Source organism: Mycobacterium sp. (assembly GCF_049278535.1).
Lineage (GTDB): Bacteria > Actinomycetota > Actinomycetes > Mycobacteriales > Mycobacteriaceae > Mycobacterium.
In genome coordinates this window covers 1-12,950 of sequence record NZ_JBAPMI010000119.1, presented here as the reverse complement: position 1 = coordinate 12,950, position 12,950 = coordinate 1, and the positions used below count along the sequence as shown (strand labels likewise).

Annotated in this window: 13 protein-coding genes and 1 pseudogene; 6 read left to right on the top strand and 8 right to left on the bottom strand. The window is 69.0% G+C overall.

The window, feature by feature from the left end; translation table 11 throughout:
- Window positions 1-1,571 (bottom strand): annotated as a pseudogene (locus tag WAO18_RS07695) (hypothetical protein); the annotation flags it as partial.
- Between the two features lie 11 nt (window positions 1,572-1,582).
- A complete protein-coding gene (locus tag WAO18_RS07690; RefSeq protein ID WP_422205228.1) occupies window positions 1,583-2,332 on the bottom strand; it encodes an NUDIX hydrolase in 750 nt (249 codons plus the stop codon).
- Window positions 2,333-2,420: 88 nt separating this feature from the next.
- Between WAO18_RS07690 and WAO18_RS07685 the strand changes: the two genes are divergently transcribed.
- From WAO18_RS07685 to mbtN, 5 genes are read left to right on the top strand one after another with little or no spacing between them, the layout of a single operon-like run.
- On the top strand, window positions 2,421-3,863 hold the full coding sequence (locus WAO18_RS07685) for a CCA tRNA nucleotidyltransferase (RefSeq protein ID WP_422205226.1): 1,443 nt from the start codon (window positions 2,421-2,423) through the stop codon (window positions 3,861-3,863).
- A gap of 23 nt (window positions 3,864-3,886) precedes the next feature.
- A complete protein-coding gene (locus tag WAO18_RS07680; protein WP_422205224.1) occupies window positions 3,887-4,414 on the top strand; it encodes a pullulanase in 528 nt (175 codons plus the stop codon).
- A 39-nt stretch (window positions 4,415-4,453) separates the two neighbouring features.
- Window positions 4,454-4,720, top strand: coding sequence for an acyl carrier protein (locus tag WAO18_RS07675; protein WP_422205222.1), 267 nt, complete (start codon window positions 4,454-4,456; stop codon window positions 4,718-4,720).
- The gene (gene mbtM, locus WAO18_RS07670; protein WP_422205220.1) at window positions 4,717-6,300 is read left to right on the top strand and encodes a long-chain-fatty acid--ACP ligase MbtM; all 1,584 of its coding nucleotides are present in this window, start codon (window positions 4,717-4,719) and stop codon (window positions 6,298-6,300) included. The genes WAO18_RS07675 and mbtM overlap by 4 nt, the downstream gene beginning before the upstream one ends.
- On the top strand, window positions 6,297-7,448 hold the full coding sequence (gene mbtN, locus WAO18_RS07665) for a mycobactin biosynthesis acyl-ACP dehydrogenase MbtN (RefSeq protein WP_422205219.1): 1,152 nt from the start codon (window positions 6,297-6,299) through the stop codon (window positions 7,446-7,448). Before mbtM ends, mbtN begins: the two co-directional genes overlap by 4 nt.
- On the opposite strand, the gene WAO18_RS07660 is transcribed toward mbtN, so the two are convergent.
- Genes WAO18_RS07660 through WAO18_RS07650 form a run of 3 tightly spaced genes read right to left on the bottom strand, consistent with a single transcriptional unit; the run spans window position 7,445 to window position 10,180 of the window.
- Window positions 7,445-8,068 (bottom strand): GNAT family N-acetyltransferase, encoded by a 624-nt coding sequence (locus WAO18_RS07660; RefSeq protein ID WP_422205217.1) that lies wholly within the window; start codon window positions 8,066-8,068, stop codon window positions 7,445-7,447. The genes mbtN and WAO18_RS07660 overlap by 4 nt on opposite strands.
- Window positions 8,069-8,119: 51 nt before the next feature.
- Complete coding sequence (locus WAO18_RS07655; protein WP_422205215.1) at window positions 8,120-8,893, bottom strand: TIGR03084 family metal-binding protein; 774 nt, start codon at window positions 8,891-8,893, stop codon at window positions 8,120-8,122.
- A 9-nt stretch (window positions 8,894-8,902) separates the two neighbouring features.
- On the bottom strand, window positions 8,903-10,180 hold the full coding sequence (locus WAO18_RS07650; protein ID WP_422205213.1) for an MFS transporter: 1,278 nt from the start codon (window positions 10,178-10,180) through the stop codon (window positions 8,903-8,905).
- Between the two features lie 145 nt (window positions 10,181-10,325).
- On the opposite strand from WAO18_RS07650, the gene WAO18_RS07645 reads away from it, so the two are divergent.
- On the top strand, window positions 10,326-10,931 hold the full coding sequence (locus tag WAO18_RS07645; RefSeq protein WP_422205212.1) for a YqgE/AlgH family protein: 606 nt from the start codon (window positions 10,326-10,328) through the stop codon (window positions 10,929-10,931).
- Here the strand turns inward: WAO18_RS07645 and WAO18_RS07640 are convergent.
- The 3 genes from WAO18_RS07640 to WAO18_RS07630 form a co-directional block, all read right to left on the bottom strand.
- On the bottom strand, window positions 10,928-11,917 hold the full coding sequence (locus WAO18_RS07640; protein ID WP_422205229.1) for a bile acid:sodium symporter family protein: 990 nt from the start codon (window positions 11,915-11,917) through the stop codon (window positions 10,928-10,930). The genes WAO18_RS07645 and WAO18_RS07640 overlap by 4 nt on opposite strands.
- Window positions 11,918-11,933: 16 nt before the next feature.
- Entirely contained in the window at window positions 11,934-12,275 is a 342-nt protein-coding gene (locus WAO18_RS07635) for a hypothetical protein (RefSeq protein ID WP_422205211.1), read from the bottom strand.
- A 40-nt stretch (window positions 12,276-12,315) separates the two neighbouring features.
- Window positions 12,316-12,950 (bottom strand): LpqN/LpqT family lipoprotein (locus tag WAO18_RS07630; RefSeq protein ID WP_422205209.1); only part of this gene is annotated, 635 nt, incomplete at its 5' end.

The following is a 12,950-nucleotide window of genomic DNA, read 5'->3' as shown; positions in this document are numbered from 1 at the left end:
CGGAGTTTCCAATTGGTCGGGGGCAGCAGGATCTGGGTGCGCGGGTTGACCCGGGGCTGCAGGCCGCGCCACAGCATCGAGCCCAGCGCGTCCTGACGGCGAGCGGCCTCGGAGTCGTGCTGAAGTCGAATCGTCAGGTTGGAGTTCAAATAGCTGGGCGTCACCGGATCGGCGCCGGCCGCGGCGAATGCGGCGCCGACAGCGGGGTCGAACGGCGCCATCACCACCTGCGGCGACAGCCGCCGCGGCGCGGTGTCCGCGGTGGCCGGGACCGGGTTGTTGGAGTCGCTGGTGGAGGAGTCCGCGGGGGCGATCACCACGGTGTTGCCGTTGGCGCTCAACAGATCCACGCCGCGGCGGGTCAGCAAGCCGTCGGGGATCAAGGTAGCGCCGCGGACCGCTGCGACGCCGAGGATCTGGTCGACGACGTCTCCGGCGCCGCTGGTGGCGGTCGCGCTGAGGCCGGGGTCGCCGATGCGTTGCACGGCGTTCAGGTCCGCCTGGGCGTAGGGCAGCGGCGCGACGCACATCCGGTGAGCCAGGGCACGCAGCCGGTTCAGCCAGCTTGCCGCAGCGGCTTGCCCGGTCCCGGGGTGTGTCGGAGTGCCGGGCTCCTGGGCGGGTCCGTCGGGGGAGTTGGAGACGACGTAGCCCGCAGTCATCGCGTTGACGGTGACCAGCAGATCCGGGTCGATAGCAAGACACGTCGCGCGGCTGACGGCGCCGTCGGGATCGACGTCGTGGCTGGTCGCGAATTCGGCGGCGGCCAGCAGGACGTCCAACCGGCCACCGGTGGCCAGCGACGTGGACAGGTCGTCGTCCATCAATCGGACCGGGATAGTGCCGCCCGGCACTCCGGGTGCCAGCCTGGGCCGGTCGGCCAGCGGCCACAGCATGGTGACCGGCACGGGTTTCGAGGTGTCGGGTGCGATCACAGCGCCCAGCGCATCGCCGGAGATGTCCAGCGGATCGGCTGGCACGCCCACCACGGGCAGCAGAAAGCGGGCGTTGTCCAGCCGCGCCGGCTCGCCATAGTCGGGTGTGCCGTTGACGTTGACCAGCAGCGGGTAGACGCCGGGCGCACCGATGTCCAGCGAATGCTTGCTCGCCGACCGCATCGGGGCCGACAGCGTGAACTTCGTCTTCTGACCGCGACGCAGCTCGGGCGACACCGTCACGAAGTCCTCGGCGGCCTGGTACTGGTCGGTGTCGCCGTCGAGGGTGGTGCGCAATCCGGCCGAGCTGGGCACGGCCGGTGCGTGTTCGAGACGGATCATCACGTCACGGACCGAACGGTCCCCGATGTTGGCCACCGTGCCGGTGACGGTGACGACGGGCTCGCTGGTGGTGGTGACGACCTGTGGGGTGACCTGATCTATCCGCACCTGAACGAAGGGCATTGCCCCGGGCTCGCCTGCGGCGGCGGTGGGCACGACGCCGGTTCCCAGGCCGGCCAGAATGCCCGCCACCATCAGGAAACGCACAAGGGCACCCCGCCGCAACCGCGGCGCCGTCGAGCCGCTTCCGATTCCCGCCAGCAGGTGCTGCGCCCACCTCGAATTACTCTGCATCGTCGTCGCGGCTACGGCCCGGGACCGCGACCGTTCTTCCGGCCTCGGACCGACTCGTCAGGTCGGCGAATGCGGGTCCGCGAATGGGTTTGCGAACGCCGCCGCGGCGAGCTGGGCGGCAGCGGTGGCAGCGCCGCCGGGCCGTCGCTCTTCAGCTTGTCGATCAGCTCATCGGCCACCTCGGCCAGCCGGCGTTCGTCGGCGTACGCCAGTCGCGACGGCAGCTCGGGGATCGGCACCCACGCCACCTCGGCGACCTCGACGTCCTCATCGGACAGCTCGCCGCCCAGGAATCGCATCAGATAGTGATGCACGGTTTTATGTACCCGGCGCCCGTCGGTGACGAACCAGTAGTCGATCCGGCCCAGAGCCGCCAGCACGCTGCCCTGAATCCCGGTCTCCTCGGCGACTTCCCGGATCGCGGTCTGTTCCGCCGTCTCGCCGAGTTCAATGTGACCCTTGGGCAGCGACCACAGCATCCGGCCGCGCCGGTCGACGCGACCGATCAGCGCCGCGACCTGCTCTTCACGTGGTCGATCGATGTTGTCGATGACCAGCCCGCCGGCGGAGGTCTCATGCACGGTGCGTAACCGCTCGGGTCCGCGGCGCGCCGAGCGCCGTTGTCCGGACTTCGCCGCAGCGGCCGGGGTGCTGCCGGCGCTCGCCTCGTTGCCGGATTGGGCCTCGCCCGAGTTCGCCGAGCGCCGACCGCGGCGCCTTCCCCGACGCCGACGCGGTTGCGATTTTTCGCCGTCGGACACCCAAGCGATAGTAGCTGGCGTGCTCAGACGCTCTGGGCGCACTCGCCGGTAGGTGAGCTGCGGGATCGGGCCGGACTATTCTCGGCCCGTGCCCGACGCTGCCCAGGATGCCGAGCTGCTGGCCGCCGCTCAGAAGGCGTTGAACCAGCACGCCGGTGTTCTGCGCGGCCTCGGCGGGCTGTTCGCTGCCGCCGGCCACGAGCTCTATCTGGTCGGCGGCTCGGTGCGCGATGCGGTGCTGCAGCGGCCGATCACCGATCTGGACTTCGCCACCGACGCGCGTCCCGAGCAGTTACAGAAGCTGCTGCGGCCATGGGCCGACGCGCTGTGGGAAACCGGTATCGAGTTCGGCACCATTGGCGCGGAAAAGAATCAGCAGCGCTTGGAGATCACCACCTTCCGGGCCGACCGCTACGACGGCGTATCCCGCAATCCGCAGGTGCGCTTCGGGGACGCTCTGGACGACGATCTGGTGCGCCGCGACTTCACCGTCAACGCTATGGCGGTACACGTCACGGCGGGCGGCGCAGCCGAATTCGTGGATCCCCTAAACGGTTTGACCGCGGCGCAGGCCGGCGTCCTGGATACCCCGGCGGCCCCGCAGGACTCGTTCGGCGACGACCCGCTGCGGATGCTGCGCGCCGCGCGGTTCGTCTCGCAGTTGGGTTTTACCGTCGCCCCACGGGTGCTGGAGGCGATCATCGACATGGCCCCGCAGCTCGGCCGGATCACCGTGGAGCGGGTGGCAGCCGAGCTGGACAAGCTGTTGCTGGGCGCCGACCCCGTCGCGGGCATCGACCTGATGGTGCAGACCGGGATGGGCGACGTGGTGCTGCCCGATGTTGGCGGCATGCGGATGGCCATCGATGAACACCACCAGCACAAGGATGTCTACGAGCATTCCCTGACGGTGCTGCGCCAAGCGGTCGCGCTCGAGGACGACGGACCCGATCTGATCCTGCGCTGGGCGGCATTGCTGCACGACATCGGCAAGCCCGCCACCCGAAAGCACGAAGCCGACGGGGGAGTCAGCTTTCACCACCACGAGGTGGTCGGCGCCAAGATGGCGCGAAAACGGTTGCGGGCGTTGAAGTATTCGAAGCAGATCATCGACGATGTGTCGCAGTTGGTGTACCTGCACCTGCGATTCCACGGCTACGGCGACGGCAAGTGGACCGACTCGGCGGTCCGGCGTTACGTCACCGACGCGGGCCCGTTGTTGCCACAGCTGCACAAGTTGGTGCGCGCCGACTGCACCACCCGTAACAAGCGCCGCGCGGCCCGGCTGCAGGCCAACTACGACGATCTCGAGGCACGGATCGCCGAGCTGGCCGCCAAGGAAGACCTGCAGCGGGTGCGCCCGGATCTGGACGGCAACGAGATCATGCAGCTGCTCGGTATCCCGGCGGGCCCGCAGGTCGGGGAGGCGTGGCGGCACCTCAAGGAGTTGCGGTTGGATCGCGGCCCGCTGACTCACGACGAGGCCACCGCCGAGCTGCTGTCCTGGTGGAAGTCCCGCGGGAACCAGTAGCCGCGCGACCGCGTCGAAGTGGCATGGAGTATTGCCTTGGCGCCGGTGACGGCGCAGCGTCGATATGGGATCGCGGGCCGGATCTCGACCTGAACGGCGACGGCCGGCTGGATGCGATCGGCCTGGACGTCGACGGTGACGGTCTGGCCGACGACGCCCTGGCCGATCTCGACGGCGACGGTATCGCCGATCACGCCGTGCTCGACGTCGACGGCGCCGCGGAACGCTATTTCACCGACGACGGCACGGGCACCTGGGCGATCGGCGCGGACCGTCCACCGCGACCGGCGTCCGGATTGCGCTGGTTCGGGCTTGACGGCGTCGAGCACACCGGAAAGTTGTTGTCTGACTTCGGCGCGGAGGGCCACTCCGAGGTCCGACTGCTCGACAGCGACGGCAACGGGTTGGCCGACCGTGCGATCACGACCGGCGCGGACGGTATGACGGGCTACGTCGACACCGACGGTGACGGGCGGTGGGACGTCAAGCTCACCGATACCGACGGCGATGGTTCCGCCGATGCGGCCAGCGCGTTGGCGCCCGAACCGTAGAGCCCCTTTCGCTGAGGCGTCCCGGTACTGTGACGGCCCATGAACTCCGACCAGTCACGCTCTGACTCGGTGAGCGCTGCCCTGATCGAGATCCTGCGCGACGACCTGAACGTCGATGTCAGCCGGGTGGCCGCCGAATCGCGGTTGGTGGACGACGTCGGACTGGACTCGGTGGCCTTCGCGGTGGGCATGGTCGCGATCGAAGACAAGCTCGGGGTGGCGGTGTCCGAACAGGAGCTGCTGGGCTGCGACACCGTTGGCGACCTCGAGAACGTCATCCGGGCAAAGGTCCCGGTCGGCCGGTGAGCGTGCTGGCCACCGCCCTGTCCCGGGCGATGCGCACCTCAGCTCACGACCTGGTGGTCTTCGACAAGGAGGCCGACGCCTGGACGCGTCGGCCGTGGTCGCAGGTCCACGCCCGCGCCGAGGGCATCGCCACCCGCATCGTCGACCAGCCCAAGCTCGGGGCGGTGGGCCTGGTCGGCGAGCCGACCGCCGACGTCGTCGCTGCTGTCGTCGCGGCCTGGCTGGCCGGGCAGAGTGTGTCGATCCTGCCCGGACCGGTCCGCGGCGCCGATCCGCAGCAGTGGGCCCAGTCGACCCTGACGCGGTTTGCCGGCCTCGGCGTACGCGCGGTCTTCAGTCACGGCACCGAACTAGGCCTGCTCGCCGGCGTGGACGGGCCGTTGACGGTGCTCGACCTCACCGCCGTCGCGCACGAACCGTCGACCAGCTTCACGCCGGTCGACGCGACGGCCGGAACGCCGGCGATCTTGCAGGGCACCGCCGGCTCAACCGGAAATCCCCGCACCGCGCAGCTGTCCGCCGAGGCGGTGCTGAACAACGTGAACGGCCTGCTCACCCGCATCGGCGTCGACCCGGCGATCGACGGCGGGTGCACGTGGCTGCCGCTCTACCACGACATGGGTCTGACGTTTCTGCTCAGCGGGGCTCTCGGGGGGACGCCGGTCTGGCTGGCCCCCACCTCGGCTTTCACCGCGTCGCCGTTCCGCTGGCTGCGATGGCTCAGCGAAAGCGGCGCGTCGCTGACCGCCGCGCCGAACATGGCCTACAGCATGATCGGCAAGTACGCCCGGCTGGTGTCCGATGTCGACCTGGGGCGGGTGCGGTACACAATCAACGGCGGCGAACCCGTCGACTGCGCGGGGATGGAACGGTTCGCGAATGCGTTGAGCCCCTTTGGTTTCAAGGCGGATGCGTTCGCGCCGTCGTACGGGCTGGCCGAGTCCACCTGCGCGGTCACCATCCCGACGCCCGGCACCGGCCTGCTCTTCGACGAAGTACGCTCTGCCACAGACGATTCCGAATCACGCCGCCATGCGCTTCTCGGCGAGCCGATCCCCGGTATGGAAATCCGGATCACCGCGTCGGAGCACTGCACCGAACTGCCTGGCCGCGAGGTCGGCGAGATCGAGATCCGCGGCACCTCGATGATGTCCGGTTATCTCGGCGACACCGCACTGGAGCCCGGCGCGTGGTTCCCGACCGGAGATCTGGGCTACCTCACCGACGACGGCCTGGTGGTCTGCGGACGGGCCAAGGAGATCATCACCATCGCGGGCCGCAACGTCTTCCCCGCAGAGATCGAACGGGTCGCCGCCGAAATACACGGCGTGCGTGAGGGTGCCGTGGTCGCCGTCGGCACCGACGACGACACGACCCGGCCCGGTCTGGTGATCACCGCCGAATTCCGCGGCCCCGACGAAGCCGGAGCCCGCAGCGAGCTGGTCGCCAAAGTGGCCTCGGAGTGTGGCATCGTGCCCGCCAACGTGGTGTTCGTCCGGCCGGGCTCGCTGCCGCGAACCTCGTCGGGCAAGCTGCGGCGACTGGAGGTCAAACGCAACCTGGCCGCGGTGACCACGTGACCGCAGACCTGAGCATCGACGAATACCGGGCGCTGCTCGACGAGGTGTTCAACGACGACGTCGTCAGATGGACCGCGGAAGCTGAAGCCAGCGAACGGTTTCCGCGCAAGCTGATCGAGCATCTTGGTGAGCGCGGGGTGTTCGCCAACAAGTGGCGCAACGGTCAGCACCCGGATGTGCCGAAGCTGGTTGCGCTGGCGTTCGCGCTGGGCCGGCTCGGCTCGGCAGGCATCGGCGTCGGCGTCAGCCTGCACGACTCGGCGGTCGCCATCCTGCGTCGCTTCGGCCGGTCGGACTATCTCAAGGACATCTGCGAGCAAGCCATCCGCGGCGAGGCGGTGCTGTGCATCGGCGCCTCCGAGGAGTCGGGCGGCTCGGACCTGCAGATCGTGGAGACCGAAGTCCGTTCTGCCCGAAACGGATTCGCGGTACGCGGTGTCAAGAAATTCGTGTCGCTGTCGCCAGTGGCAGACCACATCATGGTGGTCGGCCGCGGCGTGGACGACGACTCGACCAGCCGGCACGGCAACGTGTTGGTGATCGCCGTCCCGACGGCTCAGACCGACGTGCAGGCCCCGTATCGCAAAGTCGGCGCCGGACCGCTGGATACCGCCGCGGTCCACATCGACACCTGGGTGCCGGCCGACGCGCTGATCGCCCGCCCCGGAACGGGATTGGCGGCGATCTCCTGGGGCCTGGCCCACGAGCGGATGTCGATCGCCGGGCAGGTCGCCGGAGGGTGTCAGCGAGTGCTGGGCATCACCCACGCCAGGATGGTCGAGCGCCGGCAGTTCGGCTCGACGCTGTTCGAGCACCAGGCATTGCGGCTGCGACTGGCCGACCTGCAGGCCCGCGTCGACCTACTTCGGCACGGCCTCAACGGAATCGCCGCCGAAGGCCGGCTGGATCTGCGGGCCGCCGCTGCGGTCAAGGTCACTGCCGCGCGACTGGGCGAAGAGGTGCTGTCGGAGTGCATGCACATCTTCGGCGGCTCCGGCTATCTGGTCGACGAAACACCCCTCGGCCGCTGGTGGCGGGACATGAAGCTGGCCCGGGTCGGCGGCGGCACCGATGAGGTGCTGTGGGAATTGGTCGCGGCGGCAATGAAACCCGACTACGACGGCTACCACGAGCTGGGTAGCGGCTAGCGAGCCTCGGGAATGTCGTCGGGAGTCCGGGGCAACGCGTAGAGTGCCATCCGCCGATTGCTCATGTCGTGCTCGCCGAGAAAGGCGCACCCGGCGTACTCGCACAGCCGTCGCGCCGAGGTGTTGCGGTGATCGGGATCGAACATGATTCGGCGGCAACGGGGTTCGACCTCGAAGACGCTCGCGACAATACGTGGTAGCAGGAACGGGCCGAGTCCCTTGTTGACGATCGACAGTTCGGCGATAGCCGCGTGCAGTCCGACGTCGTACGGATCGGCGTGATACCGCGTGGCGATGGAATCCTTTGCGGCGCGGTACACCTCGACGTAGCCACCGGCTTCGCCATGCATGCTGCCGATGAACGGGCGGGAGTAATTGCCGGCTCGCTGCGCGCGTAGGTAGTCACGCCACCGGGTCACCGGCCAGGCTGACTCCCACGCCTCGACGAGGTGGGGCATGTTCATCCAGTACGAGATCATCTCCGCGTCGGCGTCAGGGTCGACCGGCCGCAGCGCATAGGGCTCGGCCAGCATCGGCGTGGGCGGCGGGGGAGCGTCGCGGACGGCGGCGCTGAGTCCCTCGGTCAGCTCCCGCGGCAGGATCACCGGTGCTTCGCTCATCGAACGGTGAGCCTACCGGAAATAAGGTTAGGGTTACCTGGCCCCGGTCGGCTAGCGACCGGCTCCCGGGGGACCCGCGAAGGCCTGGGCGATCGGCAGCCAGCGCGCCGCTTCGTCGCCCTCGGCCCTGATGTCCAGCTCGCGCAGCGGGCGGCGCTGGGTGACCAGGAAGCAGAAGTCTTCGGCGGACCCGGTGACGCGCTGCGACGCGTCGGCCGGACCCCACGACCAAGTGCTGCCGTCGGGGGCGAGCAGCTCGACCCGGAACGGGTCGCTGGGCGGCTGCTGCTCGTTGATGACGAACGCGAAATCCCTTGTGCGCACGCCGATGTGGGCGATCGATCGCAGCCGGGCGGTGGCGGGCCGGGTCACGCCGACGGCGTCGGCGACGTCGAGCCCGTGCGCCCAGGTCTCCATCAGCCGCGCGGTCGCCATCGAGGCGCCGCTCATCGGCGGGCCGAACCACGGCAGCTTGCGGCCGTCGGCGACGGTCAGCAGCGCGTCGTGCAGCCGTGCCCGGGTGAGCCGCCAGTCGGCGAGCAATTCGTCTGGCGAGATGGCAGCCAGCTCGTCGGCGGCGGTGTTGACGAAACCGATCGGGTCCGCCAAGGCGGTCTTGACCACGTCGGCGAAGGCGTCCTCATCGGTGACCGACACCAGCGCGCCGCGGTCGGTCCACAGCAGGTGCCCGATCTGGTGGGCGATCGTCCAACCCGCGGCGGGCGTCGGCGCGGCCCAGCCCTCCTCGGCGAGCGGCGCGACCAGCGCGTCGAGGTCATCGCTTTCGGCACGCAGATCCTCGACAATCTGCGACAGGTCGGCCATCTGGCTACCTTAACGATTCGCCGCGCGCCCGACGACACCGTGCACCGCGAGCCCGCACAGGTACACCGCGGCGCCGGCCACGATCAGCGCGGGAGAGTGGCCGTTGCCCGGGATCACGATCGCCGCGGCGGTGATCGCGGCGATGAACGCCACCCAGAACAGCGAATCCTGCACCGCGAACACGTGTCCGCGCAGGGCGTCGTCCACATCGATCTGAATCGCGGTGTCGGCGCACAGCTTGACCACCTGGCCGACTCCGCCCAGCAGGAAGCCGCAAGCCACCAACACCCACAGGCGCATACCGACGCCGGCGATCTCGATGGCGGCCGCGATCGCCAACGCTCCGTTGGCGGCCGCGTAGCGGCCCCAGCGGCGCACCGCGGCCGGGGTGACCAGGTTGGCCAGAAACGACCCGGCGCCGGCCGCGGCGACGAACAGCATCGCGCTGCCCAGCGCCGAGACCGCGGCCGTATCGCGGCTGCGCACCAGCAACAGCACCACCAAGGAGTTGATGCCGAACACCATCCGGTGCGCGGCCAATCCGGAAAGGGTGGCGGCGACAGTGGGACGCTGCAGCACGGTGCGCAGGCCGTGCAGCCACCCGGTGATGACGGCGTAGACGACCGACCCGTGGATCGCCAGCCGGGTGTCGTCGGGACCCAGCACGTGGGCGGGGAAGCGCAGCGACAGCAGCAGCGTGATCAGCAACGGGACGGTGACCGAGAAGATGATCGATGCGCCACCACGGTCGCCCGAGCCGAATATCGCGCGCGGCACCAGCATGAAGTTGGCGCCGAGAAAGGCCGCGGCCGCGCCGACCGCCGATGCGATCGAGTTCATCGTGACAACCTGCTCACGCGGCACCACATGCGGCAGGGCGGCCGACAGCCCCGAGGCGACGAACCGGGCGAGCCCGTTGACCACCAGCGCACCGCACAGCACGAGCACATTGCGGGCACCGACCGCCAGGCAGATTCCCACGATCGACACCGAAACCACCCGGCCCACGTTGGCGGCGATCAGCACCAGGTGGCGGTCCCAGCGGTCCATTAATGCACCGGCGAACGGGCCGAGCAGCGAATACGGCAGGAACAACACGGCGAACGCGCCGGCGATCGCCAGCGGGCGGGTGGCGCGCTCGGGGTTGAACAGCAGCGCGCCGGCCAGGCCCGCCTGAAACAGGCCGTCGGCGAACTGGCTTGCCGTCCGCAACTCGAGCAGCCGCCAGAAGTCGGGCAAGCCGCGCACCGAACGCCAGACAGCGGCGGGCGCGCTCGGATGAGTCACTGAACCTACTTCCCCATGGGGCCCGGCACGTAGCGGACCCGGCGTGCGCAGACCGGCCGGCGGGCCCTGTTAACAACAGTACAAATTCCTCGCAGTGCCCGGCTTGTTCGCCACAGTCGGCGGGCCCGGATGCCATGATGGTGCGGTGGCGCAGTCCGAAGATCCAGAAGACTATGTTGCCCCCACCGCACACCGAGTGCGAGCGGGGACTTTGCTTCTGGCGAACACGGATCTGCTCGAGCCGACGTTCCGCCGCAGCGTGATCTACATCGTCGAGCACAACGACGGCGGCACGCTGGGCGTCGTGCTCAACCGCCCCAGTGAGACCGCGGTCTACAACGTCTTGCCGCAGTGGGCGCAGATAGCGGCGAAACCGAAGACGATGTTCATCGGCGGACCGGTCAAACGCGATGCGGCGCTGTGCCTGGCGGTGTTGCGGGTCGGCGCGGATCCGGACGGCGCGCCCGGCCTGCGTCATGTGGCCGGCCGGATGGCGATGGTCGATCTCGACGCCGACCCCGAGTCGATCGGCCCGCTGGTCGAGGGTGTGCGCATTTTCGCCGGCTACTCCGGCTGGACCATCGGTCAACTAGAGGGCGAGATTGAACGCGACGACTGGATTGTGTTGTCGGCGTTGCCATCTGACGTTCTCGTCCAGCCGCGGGTAGACCTGTGGGGCCGGGTGCTGCGCCGTCAGCCCCAGCCGCTGTCGCTGCTGGCCACCCACCCGATCGACGTCAGCCGCAACTAAGCCGCGGCAGGCTCGTCGTCCAGGGAGTCGCGGGACAGCCTGCTGGCGATCACCGAGCACACCACCAGCTGTATCTGGTGAAAGATCATCAGCGGCAACATGATCACGCCGACGGTGGCGGCCGGAAAGAACACCAGCGCCATCGGAAGGCCGGACGCCAGGCTCTTTTTCGAGCCGCAGAACAGCAGCACAATGCTGTCGCCGCGGTCCAGGCCGACCAGCCGCCCGACCAGCCAGGTGAAGGCCAGCACCACCGCCAACAACACGGTGTTGACGACCGCGACGATCACCAGCTGCCAGGCGTTGACGCTGCGCCAGATGTGCTCGACCATGCCCATCGAGAACGCGGTGTAGACGACCAACAGGATCGAACCCCGGTCGACGACTTTGGTCAGCACCCCGTGCCGGGCAACCCAGTCGGCGATCCACGGCCGCATCAGTTGACCCGCCACGAACGGCAACAGCAGTTGCACCACGACATCGCGCACCGCGGTGGTGTCCATTTGGGCGCCGCCGCGGGTGTTCATCAGCAGCACGACGAGCAACGGGGTCAGCGCGATCCCGACGATGTTGGACAACGATGCGCTGACCAGCGCGGCCGAGACATTCCCCCGCGCAATGGATGTGAAGGCGATCGAGGACTGCACGGTCGAGGGGACCAGGCACAGAAACAGCAGCCCGTTGTACAGGTCGAGGTTCAGCAGCCAGGGAACCAGGCCGCGTGCGGCGAGCCCGAGCAGCGGAAAGACCACGAAGGTGGTGGCCAAAACCAGCAGATGCAGATGCCACCGTTTGACGCCCTGCCAGGCCTGCTGCGGCGAGAGCCGGGCGCCGTAGAGCCAAAACAGCAGCGCGATAACCACTTTGGCGGCCACCGACATCACGTCGGCAAAGGCGCCTCGGGCCGGAAACAGCGCCGCGAGCGCCACCGTAGCCGCCATGGCCAGCAGGAAGGTGTCGATCGGCAGCGCCGACAGCCGCTTCAGCACAAAGATGCTTCGGTCAGTGGCAGGCCAGCGTGCAGGCCGCGCACGAACCACCGCAGCTGGCGGTGGACTCCTCATGACGCAGGGCGTACCGCGCGGTCTGATACGAGCCGGCGGCGACGGTGCCCAGGGCGCCGATGACGCACACGCAGATGACCGGCAGCGCGGTGCCCGCCGGCGCGGCGATCGCCACCGCGCCTCCGGCGGCCAGCATGATCGCGGCGGCCAGCTGAGGCGGCGCGACCGAGCGCATGATCAGCCCGGCGGTGCCGGTGCCGACGGGACGGACCGACGACCGGAACCCGAGTACGGCCATTGCCACGGCGGCGCACAGGCACAGCACTCCAGCGATCAGCATGGGGCCACAATACGTGGCTGGGGGTCCCCGCTGCGGCGCGCTAGTGCGCCAGGGCCTGAGGCGGAGCGACGACGGCCGGTGGTGCTGCGGGCGCGGGCGGTGCAGCCGCGGGTGCCGGCGGCGGCGCGGCGGGTGCGTTAGACCCAGGTGCCCCGGCCCGGAAACCGTTGATGATGCCGTCGGTGGCCGGCGCCTCGGCGACAGTCCCGCCGGCTTCCGTGGTCACCGCCAGCGACACCAGGTATTTGTCCGGTCCCGAGGTGACGATGACGTTGCGGCGCGACGTGTTGAGCGTCATCTCGTTTTGCCGGTAGGTGCCTTCGATGATCGACGATGGCGAACCGTTGAAGTCGGCCAGCGAGGCGTTGGTGCAACGCCACACGGGCAGCTGCTGGCTGTCGACATAGCCGTGAGTGATGGCTTCTTTCGGGTCGAAGTCGCCGACCAACCGGTACACCACGAGTTGGGCGTTGGGGGTGTACAGGTTGGTGCTGTGCCGGTTGGCGATCACGACGAACGCATCGGGCACGTTGGGGTCTGGCACCTGGGTCCAGCCTTGCGGCATCGGCAGGGTGAGGTCGAGGGCTTTGAAATCCTTCGCCTGCTGCGGTTCGAGCTTGACGTTCTTGCTGGCGAAGAACTCGCGCAGCGTGCCGGAGCTGGCCGGGGTGAGCT

Bases quoted from the DNA above. Each gene is read 5' to 3' on its own strand.
- WAO18_RS07680 (WP_422205224.1), top strand. From the start codon at position 3,887: ATGGAGTATTGCCTTGGCGCCGGTGACGGCGCAGCGTCGATATGGGAT.
- WAO18_RS07675 (WP_422205222.1), top strand. From the start codon at position 4,454: ATGAACTCCGACCAGTCACGCTCTGACTCGGTGAGCGCTGCCCTGATC.
- WAO18_RS07660 (WP_422205217.1), bottom strand. From the start codon at position 8,068: ATGAGCGAAGCACCGGTGATCCTGCCGCGGGAGCTGACCGAGGGACTC.
- WAO18_RS07655 (WP_422205215.1), bottom strand. From the start codon at position 8,893: ATGGCCGACCTGTCGCAGATTGTCGAGGATCTGCGTGCCGAAAGCGAT.
- WAO18_RS07635 (WP_422205211.1), bottom strand. From the start codon at position 12,275: ATGCTGATCGCTGGAGTGCTGTGCCTGTGCGCCGCCGTGGCAATGGCC.